This window comes from Achromobacter sp. ISS7, assembly GCF_056523125.1.
Genome location: NZ_JAWRZD010000001.1, coordinates 2,933,471 through 2,950,868 on the forward strand (window position 1 = coordinate 2,933,471; position 17,398 = coordinate 2,950,868).

Here is a 17,398-nt window from a genome sequence, read left to right on the forward strand (position 1 = left end):
GAACTCCTAATGGTGAAGACCCGAGGGCTGCCCCTCCGGCCTTTCCGACACGGGGCGGCAACATCGCCGCATGACCCGTACTCCGTTGGAACCCGCGCCCCGCCGAAGGTTCAGCCCGATGCGCGGAATTTTCGCGTCCTTTCCGACGTTAACGCTTCGTCATGGGATCGTGACAATCGACTCCCGCGCCGCGGGGCTCAGCTTTCAAATATCAGCAACGCCACGGTGGCGAACAGCATCGCCGCGAAGCTGGCTCTCAGCTTGCGTTCAGGCAAGCGATAGGCCAGCCGCACGCCGACCGGCACGAACAGCAGGCTGCCCGCCGCCAGCGGCAGGCCCACCAGCCAGTCGGCCTGGCCGGCCCACGAGTACGTTGCCAGCGCCACCGCCGAGCCCGGGATCACCATGCACAGGGCCAACGCCTGCGCGGTGGTCTGCGGCAGCCGGAACACCGTGGTGATGATGGGCACCGCCAGCACCGCGCCGCCCACGCCGAAGAAGCCGCCCAGCGTGCCGCACAGCACGCCCAGCGCGGTGGCGCGGCGCGGCGTGAACACCGGGGCGTTGCCGCTGGCCGTGGGCGCGCGCCGGGCACGGCCGGCGCGCCAGGTCTGCCAGGCGTAGAACAGCGCGATGAAGAACAGGAACACGGCGAAGCTCAGGCGCAGCACGCCCGAATCGATGCCCAGCGCCAGCCGCGCGCCGACCCAGGTGAACACCACCGCGCCGCCCGCGCCGGCCAGCGCCACGCGGCGGTCGATGCGGGTCTGCTGGTTGTACTTGCGCACCGCCATCATGATGGTCGGCAGCACCATGATCAGCGCGGTGCCCTGCGCCAGCTGCTGCGACATGCCCATCAGCAGCACCAGCGCCGGAATCGCGATCATGCCGCCACCGATGCCGAGCACGCCGCCCATGAAACCGATAAGACACCCCGCGCCCAGGCACAGGGCGATCAGCAACACACTCACGTGGGGCTCCCGTCAGCGCAGCTTGTCGAGCGCGGCGTCGAGCCGGTCGACCGCCCAGATCTCCAGCCCCTCGATGGGCTGGCGCGGCGCGTTGGCCTTGGGAATCAGCGCGATCGAGAAGCCCAGCTTGGCGGCTTCGCGCAGGCGTTCCTGGCCGCGCGGCGCGGGCCGGATCTCGCCCGCCAGGCCGACTTCGCCGAAGGCGATCAGGCCGCGCGGCAGGGGCCGGTCGCGCAGGGACGACATGATGGCCAGCAGCACCGGCAGGTCGGCGGCGGGCTCGGTGATGCGCACCCCGCCCACGGCGTTGACGAACACGTCCTGGTCGAAGGTCGAGACGCCGGCATGGCGGTGCAGCACCGCCAGCAGCATCGCCAGGCGGTTGCCCTCCAGGCCGACCGTCAGGCGGCGCGGGTTGGGCGCGTGGGAACTGTCCACCAGCGCCTGGATCTCGACCAGCAGCGGGCGCGTGCCCTCCTGCGTGGCCATCACGCAGGAGCCGGCCACCTGCTGCTCGTGCTGCGACAGGAACAGCGCCGACGGGTTGGCCACGCCCCGCAGGCCGCGGTCGGTCATGGCGAACACGCCCAACTCGTTGACCGCGCCGAAGCGGTTCTTGAAGGCCCGCACCAGGCGGAACGACGAATGCGTGTCGCCCTCGAAATACAGCACCGTGTCGACGATGTGCTCGAGCACGCGCGGGCCGGCCAGCGCGCCGTCCTTGGTGACGTGGCCGATCATGACGATGGCGATGCCGGTCTGCTTGGCCAGGCGCGTCAGCTGCGCGGCGCATTCGCGCACCTGCGACACCGAGCCGGGCGCGGCGGTCAGCTCGCCGCTGTAGAGGGTCTGGATCGAATCGATGACCGCCACGCTGGGCTTCTGCTCGGACACCGCGGCCTGGATCGCCTCCAGGCGGATTTCCGCCAGCAGGTTGACGTTGCCGGTCTGCAACCCCAGCCGGCGCGCGCGCAGCGCCACCTGCTCGGCCGATTCCTCGCCGGTGACGTACAGGACGTTGGTGCTTTCCGACAGCGAGGCCAGCGCCTGCAGCAGCAGGGTCGACTTGCCGATGCCGGGGTCGCCGCCGATCAGCACCACGGCGCCGGCCACCAGGCCGCCGCCCAGCACGCGGTCGAACTCCTCCAGCCCGGTGGGGGTGCGCGGCGTTTCACGCGCCTCGATCTCGGACAGGCTGCGCACGGGGCTGCTGGAGGCCAGCGGCGCGTAGCGGTGCGAGGCCGCGGCGGCCGGCGCGGCCGACTCCACGGTTTCTTCCAGGGTGTTCCAGGCGTTGCAGTGCGGACACTTGCCTTGCCACTTCGGGGTGGTGCCGCCGCATTCGGCGCACACATAGACGGTTCGGGTTTTGGCCATGGGCGCAAGTTTACCGGCACACGGCGGCGCCCGGGAGCCACCGGCGCGTCGGCGCGGCGCGCGCAACGGGCCGGTTTTGCCCCGCCCTGGTGCAGCCAGCTTTCAATTCGCTTGCATAAACAGGGACGCGTCACAGTTACACCATGCAAACAGAAGAAATTCGCTGGCAGATTTCTGCAAATCGCGCATAATCACCGGGTGATGCGCAATGTTGAACCGTCGGTTATTTGGCGGCATACCCGGCGCCGCCGCCCGCCAGGACGGCACGACGGGAATCGCGGCGCATCGCAAGACGCATGGGCCGCAGACACGGCCACCTAAACCGGAACACGACCCGCCCCTGGACGAGACCGCCGGACCACCGGCGCGGCACAGGCTAAGGTCAGACGCGGATACGCCTTGCCACCAGGCGTATGCGCGAGGAGTACGCGCATGAGCATTACCTATCGCCCCCCCTTCGACGAAGACGACGAACTGGATTTGCGCGCCCTGTATCGCAAGCCCAGGGCCGGCGGCAGCCCCGAACTGGATGCGGCGGTGCGCCGCACCTGGCATCCCGGCCGCAGCTGGCACCCGGGCTGGGCCGCCGCCGCCTGCGCGGCGCTGGTCGCCGGCCTGTTCGCCTGGACCGACATGCGTGAAAGCGCCGAGATGACCGACATGACGCCGCAACTGGCCGTGTCGCATGAGCCGGCCATCAGCATCGAACGCAGCCCGGCGCCGCGGCCCGCGGTCGCCGAAGCGCCCGCGCCGCAGCCGGCGCAGGCTCCGGTGCAGCGCGCCGCGGTGCAGACGCCCGCCGACACGCCCGCCGCCGTCCCTGCCCAGCAGGCGACCGCGGAGGCCGCGCCGGCCACCGCCACGGCCACCGCCGAACAGCCGGCCGAGGCCGCCAGCAGCGAACCCGTGGCCTTCAGCGAGCAGGACATCGAGGCCCGCGTGGCGCACATCCGCGCGCTGATGCAGGACGATCAGCAGGAAGAGGCCGTGACGGCGCTGCGCGATTTGCAGCAAGGCGCCCCCGACCTGACCCTGCCCGACGATCTGCAGGAACTGGCGCAGCAGAACCCCGCGTCCTGACCCCGTTTCCGCTTTCCGTTTTACCCGTCCAGGCCCGCCTTCGTTGCGGGCCTGGACGTTGATACCCCCGAGATCCGGTCAGAAACTGATCGGCTTCTTGCTAACATGGCCAACATGAGTCCGAGCTTCCACCACCGCAACCTCCCCCACCTGCTGCTTTACGCGCGTGAAACCCTGATGGCGCACTTCCGCCCGATCCTGCACGCGGCCGGCGTCACCGAACAGCAATGGCGGGTGTTGCGCACGCTGAGCGAAGTCGGCGCGATGGAACCGAACCAGATCGCCCGCAGCTGCCAGATCCTCAGCCCCAGCCTGACCCGCATGCTGGCCGGCATGGAAGAACAGGGACTGATCAAGCGGGTTCGCTCGAACGCGGATCAACGGCGCCAGGAAATCTCGCTGACGCCCAAGAGCAACAAGCTGATCGACCGCATGCGGCCGCAGGTCGATGCCAAGTACCAGGAAATCGAGGACCGGATCGGCAAGGAATTGCTCGACCGCCTGTACGCCGACGTCGACGCGATGGTCGACCTGATCAAGCGCGATCCGGCCGAATGAATCAGTCCGGCACGGGCAGGATTGCGTTGATCTGGCCCGTGCCCGAACTGGTGAAGTAGTCCGTGACGATCTCGGCCGGCCGGTCGTAGGCGTCCCAGCCCAGCAGCCCCAGCAACATGGCGGTGTCGTGCATGCCGCCCTCGCCCACGCACAGGTCGGCGTATTCCGGCAGCATGGCGCAGAACGTTTTCCAGTCGCCCTGGCGCCACAGGTCCACCACCCGCAGGTCGACCTGGCGGTAGAACTCGCGGCTGATCTGGTGCATGGCGGCCTCGGGGCTGCCGTTGTCGTTGAAACGGTGCGACAGCGATCCGCTGGCCAGTACCGCGACGCGGCTGTCGCTCTCTTCGATGGCCTGGCGCAGCGCCGCGCCGAAGCGGCGGCTGTCGTCCAGGGAATGCCAGGCGCACCAGGCCGCCACCGACACCACCTTGAAGCGGTCGTCGCCATTCATGTAGCGCATCGGCACCAGCGTGCCGTACTCGAGCTCCAGGCTGGCGATCTCGTGGGCCCGGGTGGCCACGCCGGCGGCGCTGGCGCACTCGGCGATGCGCCGGCCCAGCGCCGGATCGCCGCGGTAGGCATAGTCCATGTCCTTGATGAAGTGCGGCAGCTCGTTGCTGGTGTAGCGGCCGGCGAAGCGATCGTGGCAGTTGACGTGATAGCCGCCATTCACCAGCCAGTGCACGTCCAGCACCACCAGCGTGTCCACGTCCAGGTCGCGGCAACGCTGGCCGATGGCGCGGTGCCCCTGGATCGCGGCTTCGCGGCAGCCATGGTGGCGGCCGGGCATTTCGGAAAGGTACATGGACGGCACATGCGTTACCTTGGCCGCCAGCGCGAGCTTGCCCATGATGCGTGTCTCCTTGTTGTCGTGCCGGGCGGGGTTCAGACGCCCCACTTCGGGATGTGGTGGCTGCCCATCGAGACGCAGACGTTCTTGATCTCGGCGAACACCTCGTAGCTGTATTCCCCGCCCTCGCGGCCGGTGCCGGATTCCTTGGTGCCGCCGAACGGCTGGCGCAGGTCGCGCACGTTCTGGCTGTTGATGAACACCATGCCGGCCTCGATGCCGCGCGCCAGCCGATGCGCGCGGCCGATATCGCTGGTCCAGATGTAGGAAGCCAGGCCGTACTTGACGTCGTTGGCCAGCGCCAGCCCGTGGGCCTCGTCCTTGAACGGGATCAGGCAGGCGACCGGGCCGAAGATCTCTTCCTGGGCGCAGCGCATGCGGTTGTCGACGTCGGCCAGCACCGTGGGCCGCACGAAGTGGCCGCCCGCCAGGTGCGCCGGCAGGCCCTGCGGCGCATCGGCGCCGCCGGCCAGGATGCGCGCGCCCTCTTCTGCGGCCAGGCGGATGTAGCCGGTGACCTTTTCCCAGTGCTGGCGCGTGATCATCCCGCCCACGTGGGTCGCCTCGTCGGTCGGGTCGCCCACCGCCAGGCGGTTGGCGCGCTCGGCGAAGCGGCGCACGAAGTCGTCGTAGATCGATTCCTGCACGAAGATGCGCGAGCCCGCGGTGCAGCGCTCGCCGTTGAGCGAGAAGATGGTGAACAGCGCCGCGTCCAGCGCGCGCTCGACATCGGCGTCGTCGAACACCAGCACCGGCGACTTGCCGCCCAGTTCCATCGAGAACTTCTTGATGCCGCCCGCGTTCGCCATGATCTTCTTGCCGGTGACGGTGCCGCCGGTGAACGAGATCGCGCGCACGCCGGGATGGCGCACCAGCGCGTCGCCGGCGGTGGCGCCATGGCCCTGCACCACGTTCAGCACCCCGGGCGGAATGCCGGCTTCCAGGGCCAGCAGGCCGAGCTGGTCGGCGGTCAGCGGCGACAGTTCCGACATCTTCAGCACCGCGGTGTTGCCCAGCGCCAGGCAGGGCGCGGTCTTCCAGGTCGCGGTCATGAACGGCACGTTCCACGGCGACACCAGCGCGCACACGCCGACCGGCTGGTACAGCGTGTAGTTCAGCATCTGGTCGTCCACCGGATAGGTGTGGCCGTTCATGCGGGTGCAGACTTCGGCGAAAAAGGTGAAGTTCTCGGACGCGCGCGGGATGAGCTGCTTGCGCGTCTGCGAGATCGGCAGGCCGGTGTCGCGCGTTTCCAGCTCGGCCAGCTGCGGCACATTGCGGTCGATCAGTTCGCCCAGGCGGCGCATCAGCCGCGCGCGTTCCTTGGCGGGCGTGCCGGCCCACTTGGGAAAGGCGTCGGCCGCGGCGGCCACGGCGGCGTCGACCTCGGCCTGGCCGCCGGCGGCCACCTCGTCGATGGCCTCGCCAGTAGCCGGGTTGAAGGTGGTGAAGCGGTCGGCGCTGTCGACCTGCTTGCCGTTGATCCAGTGCTTGATGCTCACGTGCGTCTCCTCGCCTTTCGCGGACGGCCGGCGCCGATGCGGCGGGCGGTCCGACAATTTAGTTAACTAGTTAACTTTATGCGCCGGCGATGGCGCTGTCAACGGCGGAAAACCCCTGTCGCGCGGGCGCGCCGGCGATTGCCGCGGCCCCGCTTTTTCACTATGATAATTAACATGCTAACAATATGCCGGAGAGGGCTGGTCCCACGCATGTCATGCCACATATCTGGATTGAGTACTCCGCCAACCTGGACCTGGACACCCGCGCCCTGATGCGCGCGGTGCAGGACGCCGCCGTTGGCGACGGCAGCCTGTATCCGCTGGCCGGCGCACGCACCCGCGCCGTGCGGGTCGACGATTACCTGATCGCCGACGGCCATCCCGACAATGCCTTTGTCCACGTGCTGCTGCGCATCGGCCACGGCCGCAGCGCCGCGCAGCAGGCGGCCCTGGGCGAGCGCGCGTTCCAGGCGCTGCGCGACGCGCTGGCGCCGGAAATGGCGCGTCGGCCGCTGGGCCTGTCGCTGCAGGTCGAGGAAGCCGACGCGGTGCTCAACTACAAGCACAGCAACTATCGCGACTACCTGGCGGCCCGCGCCGCCGCGCTGCCGCGCACGGTGGTGGGCGCCGCGCTCAATACGCGCCAGGCGCTGGCCGCGCTGGGCGAGGCGGTGAACGCGCCGCCCTACCAGGCCGCGCCGCGCGCGCCGGTGCTGTACATCAAGCCGGCCAATACCCATGCCGCCGACGGCGACGCCATCACGCTGCCGGCCGACGTGCCCGAGGTGCGCATTGGCGCCACCCTGGGCATCGTGTTCGGCCGCCGCGCCAGCCGCGTCAGCGAGGCCGAGGCGCTGGCCCATGTGGCCGGCTATCGCGTGGTGGCCGACCTGTCGGCGCCGCACGACAGCTACTTCCGTCCCGCGCTCAAGCAGCAGTGCCGCGACGGCTTCTGCCCGATCGGCCGCGCGCTGGCGCCGGCCGCGGCGGTGCCGGATCCCGACGCGCTCGGCATCGAGGTCTGGATCGACGGCGAACTGGCGCAGCGCGCCAGCACCGCCGACCTGGTGCGGCCGGTGGCCCGGCTGATCGCCGACGTCACCGCCTTCATGAGCTTCGAGCCCGGCGACATCCTGCTGGCCGGCGCCCGCGCCGACGCGCCGCTGGCGCGCGCCGGGCAACGCTACGAGGTCCGCATCGCCCAGGTCGGCACGCTCGGCAACACGCTCATCGCCGGCGCCTGAGGCGCCCCACGGAACCCGCCATGAAACACGCACGCATCGCCTACGAAGGCGCCATCCACGCCGCCACCGACGCCGGCAACGGCCAGATCCGCCTGGCGGACGGCCGCCTGCTGGCCGAGGACGCGGTGACCTGGCTGCCGCCGATCGAGCCGCGCACCACCTTCACGCTGGCCATCAACTACGCCGACCACGCCAAGGAGCTGGCGTTCAAGGCGCCCGCCGAACCGCTGGGCTTTCTCAAGGCCGCCAACACCTTCGCCGGCCATCGCGCGCAAACGCTGCGCCCGGCCGACGTGGGCTTCATGCACTACGAATGCGAGCTGGCCGTGGTGATCGGCAAGACCGCCCGCAACGTGACGCGCGAGCAGGCCTACGACTACGTGGCCGGCTACACCGTGGCCAACGACTACGCGCTGCGCGACTACCTGGAAAACTGGTACCGCCCCAACCTGCGCGTCAAGAGCCGCGACACCTGCACCCCGCTGGGGCCGTGGCTGGTGGACCGCGACGACGTCGCCGACCCGATGAACCTGGACCTGCGCACCACCGTCAACGGCGTCGAGACCCAGCGCGGCAACACCCGCGACATGGTGTTCGACATCCCCGCCCTGATCGCGTACTTCAGCGGCTTCATGACGCTGTCGCCCGGCGACCTGATCCTGACCGGCACCCCCGACGGCATCGTCAACGTCCAGCCGGGCGACGAGGTCGTGACCGAGATCGACGGCATCGGCCGGCTCGTCAACACGCTGGTGCCCTACCCCGCCTGATTCCCCTTCTTACCTGGATACCTTCGCATGCTCGACACCACCACCGTGCGCGCCCTGGCCGCACGCCTGCACGACGCCGAACGCAGCCGCCAGCAGATCCGCCAGATCTCGCTGGAGCATCCCGACATCACCATCGCCGACGCCTATGCCATCCAGCGCGCCTGGATGGACATCAAGCTGGGCGAGGGCCGCGTCAAGCGCGGCCACAAGATCGGCCTGACCTCGCGCGCCATGCAGCTGTCGTCGCAGATCGACGAGCCCGATTTCGGCATGCTGCTGGACGACATGTTCTTCGAGGACGGCGGCGACATTCCCGCCGACCGCTTCATCCTGCCGCGGCTGGAAGTGGAGTTGGCCTTCGTGCTGGGCAAGCGCCTGCAAGGCCCGAACGTGACGCTGTTCCAGGTGTACGACGCGGTCGAATACGTGATCCCGGCGCTGGAGATCATCGATGCCCGCTCGCACGGCATCGATCCCGACAGCAAGCGCCCGCGCAAGGTGTTCGACACCATCGCCGACAACGCCGCCAACGCCGGCGTGGTGATGGGCGGACGGCCGGTGAAGATCGGCGAGCTGGACCTGCGCTGGATCGGCGCGATCCTGTCGCGCAACGCGGTGATCGAGGAAACCGGCGTGGCCGCCGGCGTCTTGAACCATCCCGCCAATGGCGTAGTATGGCTGGCGAACAAGCTGGCCGCGCATGAGGTGGCGCTGGAAGCGGGCGAGATCATCCTGTCGGGTTCCTTCACCCGTCCGGTGGCCGCGCGCCCCGGCGACACCTTCAACGTCGACTACGGCGTGCTCGGCTCCGTCAACTGCCACTTCATCTGACCTCAACGCGGCCCATGGATATCCTGACCAATCAATTCAAGCGCGCGCTGCGCGCCGGCACGCCCCAGATCGGCCTGTGGGCCGGCTTGGCCAGCGCCTACACCTCCGAGATCATCGCCGGCGCCGGCTTCGACTGGCTGCTGATCGACGGCGAGCACGCCCCCAACACGCTGCAGACCACGCTGGCGCAGCTGCAATCGGTGGCCGCCTATCCGGTGGCGCCGGTGGTGCGCCCGGCCTGGAACGACCCGGTGCAGATCAAGCAGATCCTCGACACCGGCGCCCAGACGCTGCTGGTGCCGATGGTGCAGTCAGCCGAAGAGGCCGCGGCGGCGGTGGCCGCGGTGCGCTATCCGCCGACGGGCATCCGCGGCGTGGGCAGCGCGCTGGCGCGCTCGTCGCGCTGGAACCGCATCCCCAACTACCTGGAACGCGCCAACGACGAGATGTGCGTGCTGGTGCAGATCGAGACGCCGCGCGGCGTGGAAGCGCTGGAAGCCATCCTGGCGGTGGACGGCGTCGACGGCGCCTTCATCGGCCCGGCCGACCTGTCGGCCAGCATGGGCTACCTGGGCCAGCCCGAGCATCCCGAGGTCACGCGGACCATCGACGCGGCCATCGGCCGCATCGTCAAGTCGGGCAAGGCCGCCGGCATCCTGCACAGCGGCGTGACCCAGGCCAGGCACTACCTGTCGCTGGGCGCGACGTTCGTGGCGGTGGGCGTAGACGCGGTGCTGCTGGCGCGCGCGGCCGAAAAGCTGGCGGGCGAGTTCAAGGACCTCAAGCCGGTCGGCAAGGCCGGCGGACCGTACTGAGCCTCGGCAAGCAGCCAAAAGAAAACGGCGCCCGCGGGCGCCGTTTTTTATCTTGAGCCACGGACGGCGTGCCCGCCATGGGCCACGCCGCCTGGCCAATTCCTGGCGATCAGGAGCGGCCGCCCAGGCTGCCGCCACCGTCCACGCCCAGCACCTGGCCGGTGATGAAGCCGGCGTCGTCCGACAGCAGGAAGGCGATGGCGGCGGCCACTTCGGCCGGCGTGCCCAGGCGCTTCATCGGCACCGAGGCCAGCGCGCGCTTCTCGCCCTCGCTGCCCGCGGGACGGGTGGCGCGGAACATTTCGGTTTCGATGGGGCCCGGCGCCACCGCGTTGGCGGTCACGCCGTATTCGGCCAGTTCCAGCGCCCAGGTGCGGGTGCAACCCACCAGCGCGCTCTTGGCGGCCGAATAGGCGGTGCGTTCCAGGCCGCCGTGGATGGCGCGGCTGCAGACGTTGACGATGCGGCCGGCGCGGCGCACCTTCATCGATTCGATGAAGGCCTGCGTCACCTGCACGGCGACGCGCACGTTCAGGTCCAGCACGTTGTACAGGGTCGCCAGGTCGATTTCGCCCAGCGGCTGCGGCGAGGCGATGCCGACGTTGTTGACCACGGCGTCGACCGGGAATTTCTCGCGGATCTCGCGCAGCACTTCCTCGGTGCGGCCGGCGTCGGCCAGGTCACAGGCATAGAGGTAGCCGGGAAAATCCACGTCTCCGGTATTGCGCGCGATACCGACCACATGACAACCCATGTCGGACAGCCGCTGCGTAAGGGCCCAGCCTATGCCTTTGGTGGCGCCCGTGATGAGCACGCATTTGTCCTTCATGGATCGAAACCTCGTCGTTCGTTACTGGGGCGAAAACGGGCGCTTGGGCGCCCGGTTTTTCAAGTAGACACCATCCGGCGTTACCTGTCTTGTAAATTGCGTAGCAATTCTTGCATGCCGGACACCTGCCGCCGCGGGCGGACGCATCCGGCGAAAAAACGGACGCCGCCAGGCATCCGACAGGCCGGGACCGGAAAAGTGCCCCGGGTCTGGTCAAAAAAGGATCAGGCGTCCCGGGTGACCGGCACGCGCGGCGCCAGGGCGCACAGCAGCTCGTAGCCGATGGTGCCGGCCGCCAGGGCGACTTCGTCCACCGACGGGCCCTCTTCGCCCCACAGCGAAACCGGGGCGCCGACGCCGGCGGCCGGAATCGGGTCCAGGTCGACGATCAGCATGTCCATCGACACCCGCCCGACCAGCCGGGTGCGGATGCCGGCCACGACCACCGGGGTGCCGGTGGCGGCGTGGCGCGGATAGCCATCGGCGTAGCCGCAGGCGACGATGCCGACGCGCATGGCGCGGTCGGCGCGGAACAGCGCGCCGTAGCCGACCGAGTCGCCGGCCTTCAGTTCCTGCACCGCAATGATCTCGGAGCGCAGCGACATGGCCGGCTTGAGGCCGAACGTGCTGGCCTCGGCGTCGGCGAAGGGCGAGGCGCCGTACAGGCAGATGCCGGGACGGACCCAGTGCGCCTGGGTCTCGGAACCCACCGCGACCTCGGCGAAGCGCAAGGTGGCCGCCGAATTGCAGACGCTGACGGGCCCGGTCATCTTATGCGTCACCGAATTAAACACGGCCATCTGCTCGGTGATGCCCTGAGGGCCGTCGGCGCAGGCGAAATGGGTCATCTTGCCGATCGAGCCGATCACGCCCTGCTGCTGCAGCAGCAACGCGCGTTCGTGGGCGGCGGGATAGGCGGCGGGCGAAAAGCCCAGCCGGTTCATGCCGCTGTTGAGCTTGAGCATGATGTCCACGCGGCGCGACAGGCGGGCGCGGGCCAGCATGTCGAGCTGTTCGCGCTGGTGCACGGTGATGCTCAGGTGGTAGCGGTCGACGATCTCGAGATCGGACGGATTGAAGAAGCCTTCGAGCAGCAGGATCGGGCCGCCCCAACCGGCCTCGCGGCAGCGCACGGCCTCGTCCAGGTCCAGCATGGCCAGCCCCTGCGCCTTGGAAAAACCGGCGACGGCCTGCTCGATGCCGTGGCCGTAGGCGTTGGCCTTGATCACCGCCCAGATCGACGGCGGCAGGCCGGCGGCCGCGGCGGCGGTCTGGTCGAGGTGGCTGCGCACGGCGGCCAAGTTGTGGGCCAGGGCGGAAACGGAAACGGTGGCTGAAATTGGGCGGGGCATGGTATGAGATCCTGTGGCGCTTAAGTCTAACTGATCGGCGTGTCGGCGGCGCGGGGCCGCGGCGCCGCACGTACTCTAAAATGACCGGGATCCGGCCCTCGCGGCCAGACCGCAGTCAGAAAGCAGGACCAGACCATGCCCATCGATCACTACGAGAATTTTCCCGTCGCCTCGCTGCTGCTGCCGCGCAGGCTGCGCGGCGCCGTGACCGATCTGTACCGGTTTGCCCGCGCGGCGGATGACATCGCCGACGAAGGCAGCGCCAGCGACGACGAACGGCTGGCCCAACTGGCGGCCTGCCGCGCCGAACTGCACCGCATCGGCGCCGAACCTGGCGCCACGCCCGCGCCCGGCGCGCCGGCGCTGGCCGGCATTTTCGTGCCGCTGGCCGCCACCATCGCCCGCCACCAGCTGCCCATCACGCCGTTCTACGACCTGCTGTCGGCCTTCGAGCAGGACATCAGCGTCAAGCGCTACGACGACTACGCCACGCTGGCCGACTACTGCACCCGCTCGGCCAACCCGGTCGGGCGGTTGATGCTGCACCTGTTCGAGGCCGCCGATCCCCGGAATGTCGAGCAGTCGGACGCCATCTGCACCGGGCTGCAACTGGTGAACTTCTGGCAGGATGTGCGGGTCGATTGGCACAAGCACCGCGTCTACCTGCCGCAGGAAGACCTGCGCCGCTTCGGCGTCTCGGAAGAAGACCTGGCGGCCGCCCGCCTGACGCCGGCCTGGCGCGCGCTGATGGCGTTCCAGGTCGAACGGACCCGCGCGCTGCTACACTTCGGCGCTCCGCTGGCGCGCCGCCTGCCGGGCCGCATCGGCCTGGAGCTGCGCCTGGTGGTGCAAGGCGGGCTGCGCGTGCTGGAACGGATCGAGGCGTGCGGCTACGATGTATTCATGAACCGACCCGAATTGGGCGCCAAGGACTGGGCCATCATGCTGTGGCGCTCAATCAAGTAAGTAAACGGCCCTGCCAACTATGACCCCTGACGAGTACTGCCAGGAGAAAGCCGCCAAGAGCGGTTCCAGCTTCTACTATTCCTTCCTGTTCCTGCCGCCCGAGCGGCGTCGCGCCATCACGGCGCTGTACGCCTATTGCCGCGAGGTCGACGACGTGGTGGACGAATGCACCGATCCGTCGCTGGCGCGCATCAAGCTGGCGTGGTGGCGCACGCAGGTCGACCAGATGTTCGACGGCAAGCCCGACCATCCCGTGACCCGCGCGCTGCTGCCGCACCTGCAGAGCTGTTCGATCACGCGCGAACGCCTGCTGGCGGTGGTCGACGGCATGGAAATGGATCTCGACCAGACCCGCTACCTGGACTGGCCCGGCCTGCGCAAGTATTGCTGGCACGCCGCCGGCGTGGTCGGCGAGCTGTCGGCCGGCGTCTTCGGCTACACCGATCCGGCCACCCTGGTCTATGCCGAAAAGCTCGGCCTGGCGTTCCAGATGACCAACATCATCCGCGACGTGGGCGACGACGCCCGCCGCGGCCGCATCTACATTCCGGTCAACGACATGCAGCAGTTCGAGGTCAAGGCCTCGGACATCCTGAATGGCGAGTATTCCGAGCGCTTCTCGGCCCTGATGAAGTTCCAGGCCGAGCGCGCCCGCGAGCTGTACCGCGAGGCGATGCGCAGCCTGCCCGAAGTCGATCGGCGCGCGCAGCGTCCCGGCCTGATGATGGCGGCGATCTATCACGCGCTGCTCGACGAGATCGAGCGCGACAACTGGCAGGTGCTGCACCAGCGCATCTCGCTGACCCCGCTGCGCAAGCTGTGGCTGGCGTGGAAGACCTGGGTAGGCGGCGGACGCGGACTGGTCCGCCGGTTGGCGCGGTGAAGGCGGCGGTCATCGGCGCCGGCTGGGCGGGCCTGGCGGCCAGCGTCGCCCTGCGCGAGGCCGGCGCCAAGGTCACCGTCTTCGAAGCCGGCCACACGCCCGGCGGCCGCGCCCGGCGCGTATTCCACGACGGCTTCGAGTCGCCGCTGGACAACGGCCAGCACCTGCTCTCGGGCGCCTACAAGCACACGCTGGCGCTGATGCGCCGGGTGGGCCGCAACCCCGATGCCCTGCTGATGCGCCGCTCGCTGCGGCTGGCGAGCCTGGACGGCCGCTTCCGGCTGTCGGCGCCGCGCCTGCCCGCGCCCCTGCACATGGCGGTGGCGATCCTGGGCGCGCGCGGCCTGTCGTGGTCCGACCGCTTCGCCACGCTGCGCCTGATGCGCGGCCTGCGCGCCATGTCCTGGACGCCGCCGCGCGACTGGACCGTGCAGCAGCTGCTGCACTACCACGGCCAATCCGACGCCCTGATCCGCCAAGTCTGGGAGCCGCTCTGCCTGGCCGCCCTGAACACCCCCGTGGCCAGCGCCAGCGCCGGGCTGTTCGCCCGCGTGCTGCGCGACAGCCTGGCCGGCAACCGCGAGGACAGCGACCTGCTGCTGCCCTGCACCGACCTGTCGGCGCTGTGGCCGGATGCCGCCGCGCGCCAGGTCACCATGCGCTACGGCAGCACGGTGCGCCAGCTGCAGCCGTCGGAAGACGGCATCGACATCAACCAGGAACGCTTCGACGCCGCCGTGCTGGCGGTGCCGCCGACCTTCGCCGCGCGCCTGCTGGAGGCGCCGCTACGCGCCGCGGGCGCGACCGGGCTGCTGGACGCCTTGCGCGCCTTCGACTACCTGCCGATCGCCACGCTCAACCTGCGGCTGGCCGGCCCCTGGCGGCTGCCCGAACCCATGATGATGCTGCGCGAGGAACCCGCGCGCGGCCACGTCGGCCAATGGCTGTTCGACCGCGCGCAGCTGGCCGGCGACGCCCAGGCCGGCGAACTGGCGGTGGTCGCCAGCGCCGCCACCGGCCTGGCCGAACGCAACCGCCACCAGGCCATCGAGGCCCTGATCGACCAGGTGGCCGAGCAGGCCGCGGGCCATCCGCAGCGGCTGCCGCCGATGCCGGAAGTGGCCGCGGCGGAATTGTTCATCGAGAAGCGCGCCACCTTCGCGGCGGTGCCGGGCCTGACCCGGCCGTTGAACAGCACCCCCTGGCCCACGCTGGCGCTGGCCGGCGACTGGACCGACACCGGCTATCCCGGCGTGCTGGAAGGCGCCGTGCGCAGCGGCCTGGAAGCGGCGCGGGTGCTGAACCCGCGCGTCAGCGCAGCAGACTGACCGTCGCCAGTCCCAACCCGGTCAGCAGCAGCGACCCGATCAGGCTGACCCCGGCGTAGCCCAGCGCGCCGGCATAGGCGCCGCGCTCCAGCATGGCGACGGTCTCGGCCGAGAAGGTGGAAAAGGTGGTCAGCCCGCCCATGAAACCGGTGATGGCCCCCAGCCGCACCCAGGCCGGCCACTCGGGATGGCCGGCCACCAGCGCCAGCACCAATCCCACCAGATAGCCGCCGATCAGGTTGGCCGCCAGCGTGCCCCAGGGCCAGGACCCGGTGTTGAGCCACAGGCTGACCAGCCAGCGGGCCCAGGCGCCAAACATGGCGCCCAGCCCCACGGCCAGGAAATTCAGGGGAATCAGGGTCTGGTAGACGGACATGGCTCAGGGCGCGCGATGCTGCTTGAGGCGCAAGGAAAAGACCAGCAGCAGTATGCCAAAGAACACGGCGTAGATGCCGATGACCCACACCAGCGCCAGCGCGCCGGCGCCCGGCTGCATCACCAGCATGGCGCCGAACAGGATCGACACCAGCCCCGACAGCCCCAGGAACCATTCGTTGCGGATGTCCTTGCGCAAGCGGATCGCGGCGATGACCTGGAACACGCCGGCCACCAGCGCCCAGAAGGCGATGATGTAGAGCAGCACCAGCGCGGTCAGGCCCGGCCACAGGAAGGTGGCGATGCCGGCCCCCACCCCCAGCAGGCCGACGACGATCAGCGCCCACAGCGGCCTGCCCCGGTCGCGGATGCGGATACCCGCGATCAGCGCCAGCACGCCATCGGCCAGCGCGAACGCGCCCCACACCAGCACCAGCGCCGACAGCGTGATCGCCGGCATGAACATGGCCATCAGGCCGAACAGGATGGCGACGACGCCGCGCAATGCCACCCAACCCCAGTGACGACCGATCTGATCCACGACTCGCGAGTCAAGCATGACGACCTCCGGTAACGCGTAACGGGTGGTTTATCTTATTTGAAATTTCCCGTTCGCGGACCCTCCCCGCGCCGCGCGCCGGGCCGGCGGCAACCGGCCGGCCCGCGCGGGTTCGCGCCGCGCGCTATTGCAGCTTGATCTGCGCGCGGTCGATCACCGTCTTCCAGCGATCGCGCTCGGCGCGGATCTGTTCGCCGAATTCGGCCGGCGTGTTGCCCAGCGGGAACGCGCCGGTCTCTTCCATCTTGGCCGCGGTGGCGGGGTCGCGCACCGCCTTGGCGAAGGCCTGCGCCAGCTTGTCGCGCACGTCGGCGGGCATGCCCGCCGGCCCCACCACGCCGTACCAGGCGGTGACGTCGTAGTCCTTGTAGCCCTGCTCGGCAAAGGTCGGCACGTCCGGCAGGCGCGGGTTGCGCGCCGCGCCGGTGATGGCCAGCGGCAGCAGGTGCTTGCTCTTGATGTACGGCAGCGACGACGGGAAGTTGTCGAAGATCACCGGCACCACGCCGCCCACCGTGTCGGTCAGCGCCGGCGCCGACCCGCGGTAGGAGATGCTGTTCATCTTGCCGCCGGTGATCTGCAGGAACCAGATCATGCCCAGGTCGTTGATGCCGCCTGCGCCGGCGTTGGCGTAGCCGTCCTTGCCGGGATTGGCGCGCACGTGCGCCACGAATTCCGCCAGGGTCCTGGCCGGGTATTGCGGATTGACGCTGAGGATGTTGGGGCTGGTCACCAGGTTGCTGACCGGCGTGAAGTCCTTGACCGGATCGTAGGCCAGGTTCGGGAACAGGTGCGGCGCGGTGCCATGCGTGCTGACGGTCGCCAGGCCGACGGTGTAGCCGTCCGGCTTGGCGCGCGCGGTGGCCGCCATGCCGATGGTGCCGGACGCGCCGGTGCGGTTCTCCACCACGATCTGCTGGCCCAGGATCTCGCCGGCCTTGGCCGCGGCCAGCCGGCCGACGATGTCGGTGGGACCGCCAGCCGGGAACGGCACGATCAAGGTGATGGGACGGTCGGGGAATTCGGCGTGGGCCGCCGGCAACAGGGCGGCCAGCGCCAGGGCGACGCAAGTCTTGCGGATCATCGGGTTTGTCTCCTGTGGGGA

Annotated in this window: 18 protein-coding genes; 9 read left to right on the forward strand and 9 right to left on the reverse strand. The window is 69.6% G+C overall.

The genetic code is table 11. The features are described from left to right. Positions 1-197: 197 nt before the first annotated feature. Positions 198-971, reverse strand: a complete 774-nt coding sequence (locus AC1HFW_RS13150) for a sulfite exporter TauE/SafE family protein (protein WP_035360593.1) — start codon at positions 969-971, stop codon at positions 198-200. 12 nt (positions 972-983) lie between these two features. Next, positions 984-2,348: a DNA repair protein RadA gene (gene radA, locus AC1HFW_RS13155; RefSeq protein ID WP_006396055.1), complete on the reverse strand. Its 1,365-nt coding sequence runs from the start codon at positions 2,346-2,348 to the stop codon at positions 984-986. A gap of 432 nt (positions 2,349-2,780) precedes the next feature. On the opposite strand from radA, the gene AC1HFW_RS13160 reads away from it, so the two are divergent. Next, positions 2,781-3,428 (forward strand): hypothetical protein, encoded by a 648-nt coding sequence (locus tag AC1HFW_RS13160; RefSeq protein ID WP_479283750.1) that lies wholly within the window; start codon positions 2,781-2,783, stop codon positions 3,426-3,428. 114 nt (positions 3,429-3,542) lie between these two features. Then, positions 3,543-3,986, forward strand: coding sequence for a homoprotocatechuate degradation operon regulator HpaR (gene hpaR, locus AC1HFW_RS13165; RefSeq protein WP_035361752.1), 444 nt, complete (start codon positions 3,543-3,545; stop codon positions 3,984-3,986). Between the two features lies 1 nt (position 3,987). Here the strand turns inward: hpaR and hpaD are convergent, their stop codons facing one another. Both hpaD and hpaE read right to left on the reverse strand, forming a co-directional pair. Further along, positions 3,988-4,839, reverse strand: coding sequence for a 3,4-dihydroxyphenylacetate 2,3-dioxygenase (hpaD, locus tag AC1HFW_RS13170; protein ID WP_116520714.1), 852 nt, complete (start codon positions 4,837-4,839; stop codon positions 3,988-3,990). Positions 4,840-4,874: 35 nt separating this feature from the next. Beyond that, positions 4,875-6,341 carry a 5-carboxymethyl-2-hydroxymuconate semialdehyde dehydrogenase gene (gene hpaE, locus AC1HFW_RS13175; protein ID WP_479283752.1) on the reverse strand — a complete coding sequence of 489 codons (1,467 nt, stop codon included), beginning with the start codon at positions 6,339-6,341 and terminating at the stop codon, positions 4,875-4,877. A gap of 215 nt (positions 6,342-6,556) precedes the next feature. Between hpaE and AC1HFW_RS13180 the strand changes: the two genes are divergently transcribed. From AC1HFW_RS13180 to hpaI, 4 genes are read left to right on the forward strand one after another with little or no spacing between them, the layout of a single operon-like run. Then, positions 6,557-7,585 (forward strand): fumarylacetoacetate hydrolase family protein, encoded by a 1,029-nt coding sequence (locus tag AC1HFW_RS13180; RefSeq protein ID WP_006396060.1) that lies wholly within the window; start codon positions 6,557-6,559, stop codon positions 7,583-7,585. A gap of 20 nt (positions 7,586-7,605) precedes the next feature. Further along, a complete protein-coding gene (locus tag AC1HFW_RS13185) occupies positions 7,606-8,355 on the forward strand; it encodes a fumarylacetoacetate hydrolase family protein (RefSeq protein WP_479283754.1) in 750 nt (249 codons plus the stop codon). Positions 8,356-8,382: 27 nt separating this feature from the next. Beyond that, positions 8,383-9,186, forward strand: coding sequence for a 2-oxo-hept-4-ene-1,7-dioate hydratase (gene hpaH, locus AC1HFW_RS13190; protein WP_479283756.1), 804 nt, complete (start codon positions 8,383-8,385; stop codon positions 9,184-9,186). 14 nt (positions 9,187-9,200) lie between these two features. Further along, entirely contained in the window at positions 9,201-10,001 is an 801-nt protein-coding gene (hpaI, locus tag AC1HFW_RS13195; RefSeq protein WP_061074130.1) for a 4-hydroxy-2-oxoheptanedioate aldolase, read from the forward strand. Between the two features lie 109 nt (positions 10,002-10,110). On the opposite strand, the gene AC1HFW_RS13200 is transcribed toward hpaI, so the two are convergent. Next, a complete protein-coding gene (locus AC1HFW_RS13200; RefSeq protein WP_006396065.1) occupies positions 10,111-10,830 on the reverse strand; it encodes an SDR family oxidoreductase in 720 nt (239 codons plus the stop codon). Between the two features lie 224 nt (positions 10,831-11,054). Continuing rightward, on the reverse strand, positions 11,055-12,182 hold the full coding sequence (alr, locus tag AC1HFW_RS13205) for an alanine racemase (RefSeq protein WP_241069709.1): 1,128 nt from the start codon (positions 12,180-12,182) through the stop codon (positions 11,055-11,057). 135 nt (positions 12,183-12,317) lie between these two features. Here alr and hpnC point away from each other — a divergent pair, with 135 nt between their 5' ends. The 3 genes from hpnC to hpnE are packed head-to-tail and all read left to right on the forward strand — an operon-like array spanning position 12,318 to position 15,359. Continuing rightward, complete coding sequence (hpnC, locus tag AC1HFW_RS13210; protein WP_479283760.1) at positions 12,318-13,148, forward strand: squalene synthase HpnC; 831 nt, start codon at positions 12,318-12,320, stop codon at positions 13,146-13,148. 19 nt (positions 13,149-13,167) lie between these two features. Next, positions 13,168-14,031, forward strand: coding sequence for a presqualene diphosphate synthase HpnD (hpnD, locus tag AC1HFW_RS13215; RefSeq protein WP_006396068.1), 864 nt, complete (start codon positions 13,168-13,170; stop codon positions 14,029-14,031). Continuing rightward, positions 14,028-15,359, forward strand: coding sequence for a hydroxysqualene dehydroxylase HpnE (hpnE, locus tag AC1HFW_RS13220; RefSeq protein ID WP_006396069.1), 1,332 nt, complete (start codon positions 14,028-14,030; stop codon positions 15,357-15,359). Before hpnD ends, hpnE begins: the two co-directional genes overlap by 4 nt. On the opposite strand, the gene crcB is transcribed toward hpnE, so the two are convergent. The 3 genes from crcB to AC1HFW_RS13235 form a co-directional block, all read right to left on the reverse strand. Next, positions 15,343-15,735, reverse strand: a complete 393-nt coding sequence (gene crcB, locus AC1HFW_RS13225) for a fluoride efflux transporter CrcB (RefSeq protein ID WP_479283763.1) — start codon at positions 15,733-15,735, stop codon at positions 15,343-15,345. The genes hpnE and crcB overlap by 17 nt on opposite strands. Positions 15,736-15,738: 3 nt before the next feature. Continuing rightward, positions 15,739-16,293 carry an HdeD family acid-resistance protein gene (locus AC1HFW_RS13230; RefSeq protein ID WP_241069712.1) on the reverse strand — a complete coding sequence of 185 codons (555 nt, stop codon included), beginning with the start codon at positions 16,291-16,293 and terminating at the stop codon, positions 15,739-15,741. A gap of 124 nt (positions 16,294-16,417) precedes the next feature. Further along, positions 16,418-17,377, reverse strand: coding sequence for a tripartite tricarboxylate transporter substrate binding protein BugE (locus AC1HFW_RS13235; protein ID WP_061074124.1), 960 nt, complete (start codon positions 17,375-17,377; stop codon positions 16,418-16,420). Positions 17,378-17,398 lie beyond the last annotated feature (21 nt).

Excerpts from the sequence above, each read along its gene's own strand:
- radA (WP_006396055.1), bottom strand. The coding sequence starts at position 2,348 with ATGGCCAAAACCCGAACCGTCTATGTGTGCGCCGAATGCGGCGGCACC.
- AC1HFW_RS13235 (WP_061074124.1), bottom strand. The coding sequence starts at position 17,377 with ATGATCCGCAAGACTTGCGTCGCCCTGGCGCTGGCCGCCCTGTTGCCG.
- alr (WP_241069709.1), bottom strand. The coding sequence starts at position 12,182 with ATGCCCCGCCCAATTTCAGCCACCGTTTCCGTTTCCGCCCTGGCCCAC.
- AC1HFW_RS13230 (WP_241069712.1), bottom strand. The coding sequence starts at position 16,293 with ATGCTTGACTCGCGAGTCGTGGATCAGATCGGTCGTCACTGGGGTTGG.
- hpnC (WP_479283760.1), top strand. The coding sequence starts at position 12,318 with ATGCCCATCGATCACTACGAGAATTTTCCCGTCGCCTCGCTGCTGCTG.
- crcB (WP_479283763.1), bottom strand. The coding sequence starts at position 15,735 with ATGTCCGTCTACCAGACCCTGATTCCCCTGAATTTCCTGGCCGTGGGG.
- AC1HFW_RS13200 (WP_006396065.1), bottom strand. The coding sequence starts at position 10,830 with ATGAAGGACAAATGCGTGCTCATCACGGGCGCCACCAAAGGCATAGGC.
- hpaI (WP_061074130.1), top strand. The coding sequence starts at position 9,201 with ATGGATATCCTGACCAATCAATTCAAGCGCGCGCTGCGCGCCGGCACG.
- hpnD (WP_006396068.1), top strand. The coding sequence starts at position 13,168 with ATGACCCCTGACGAGTACTGCCAGGAGAAAGCCGCCAAGAGCGGTTCC.
- hpaH (WP_479283756.1), top strand. The coding sequence starts at position 8,383 with ATGCTCGACACCACCACCGTGCGCGCCCTGGCCGCACGCCTGCACGAC.
- hpaR (WP_035361752.1), top strand. The coding sequence starts at position 3,543 with ATGAGTCCGAGCTTCCACCACCGCAACCTCCCCCACCTGCTGCTTTAC.
- AC1HFW_RS13180 (WP_006396060.1), top strand. The coding sequence starts at position 6,557 with ATGCCACATATCTGGATTGAGTACTCCGCCAACCTGGACCTGGACACC.
- AC1HFW_RS13185 (WP_479283754.1), top strand. The coding sequence starts at position 7,606 with ATGAAACACGCACGCATCGCCTACGAAGGCGCCATCCACGCCGCCACC.
- hpaD (WP_116520714.1), bottom strand. The coding sequence starts at position 4,839 with ATGGGCAAGCTCGCGCTGGCGGCCAAGGTAACGCATGTGCCGTCCATG.
- AC1HFW_RS13160 (WP_479283750.1), top strand. The coding sequence starts at position 2,781 with ATGAGCATTACCTATCGCCCCCCCTTCGACGAAGACGACGAACTGGAT.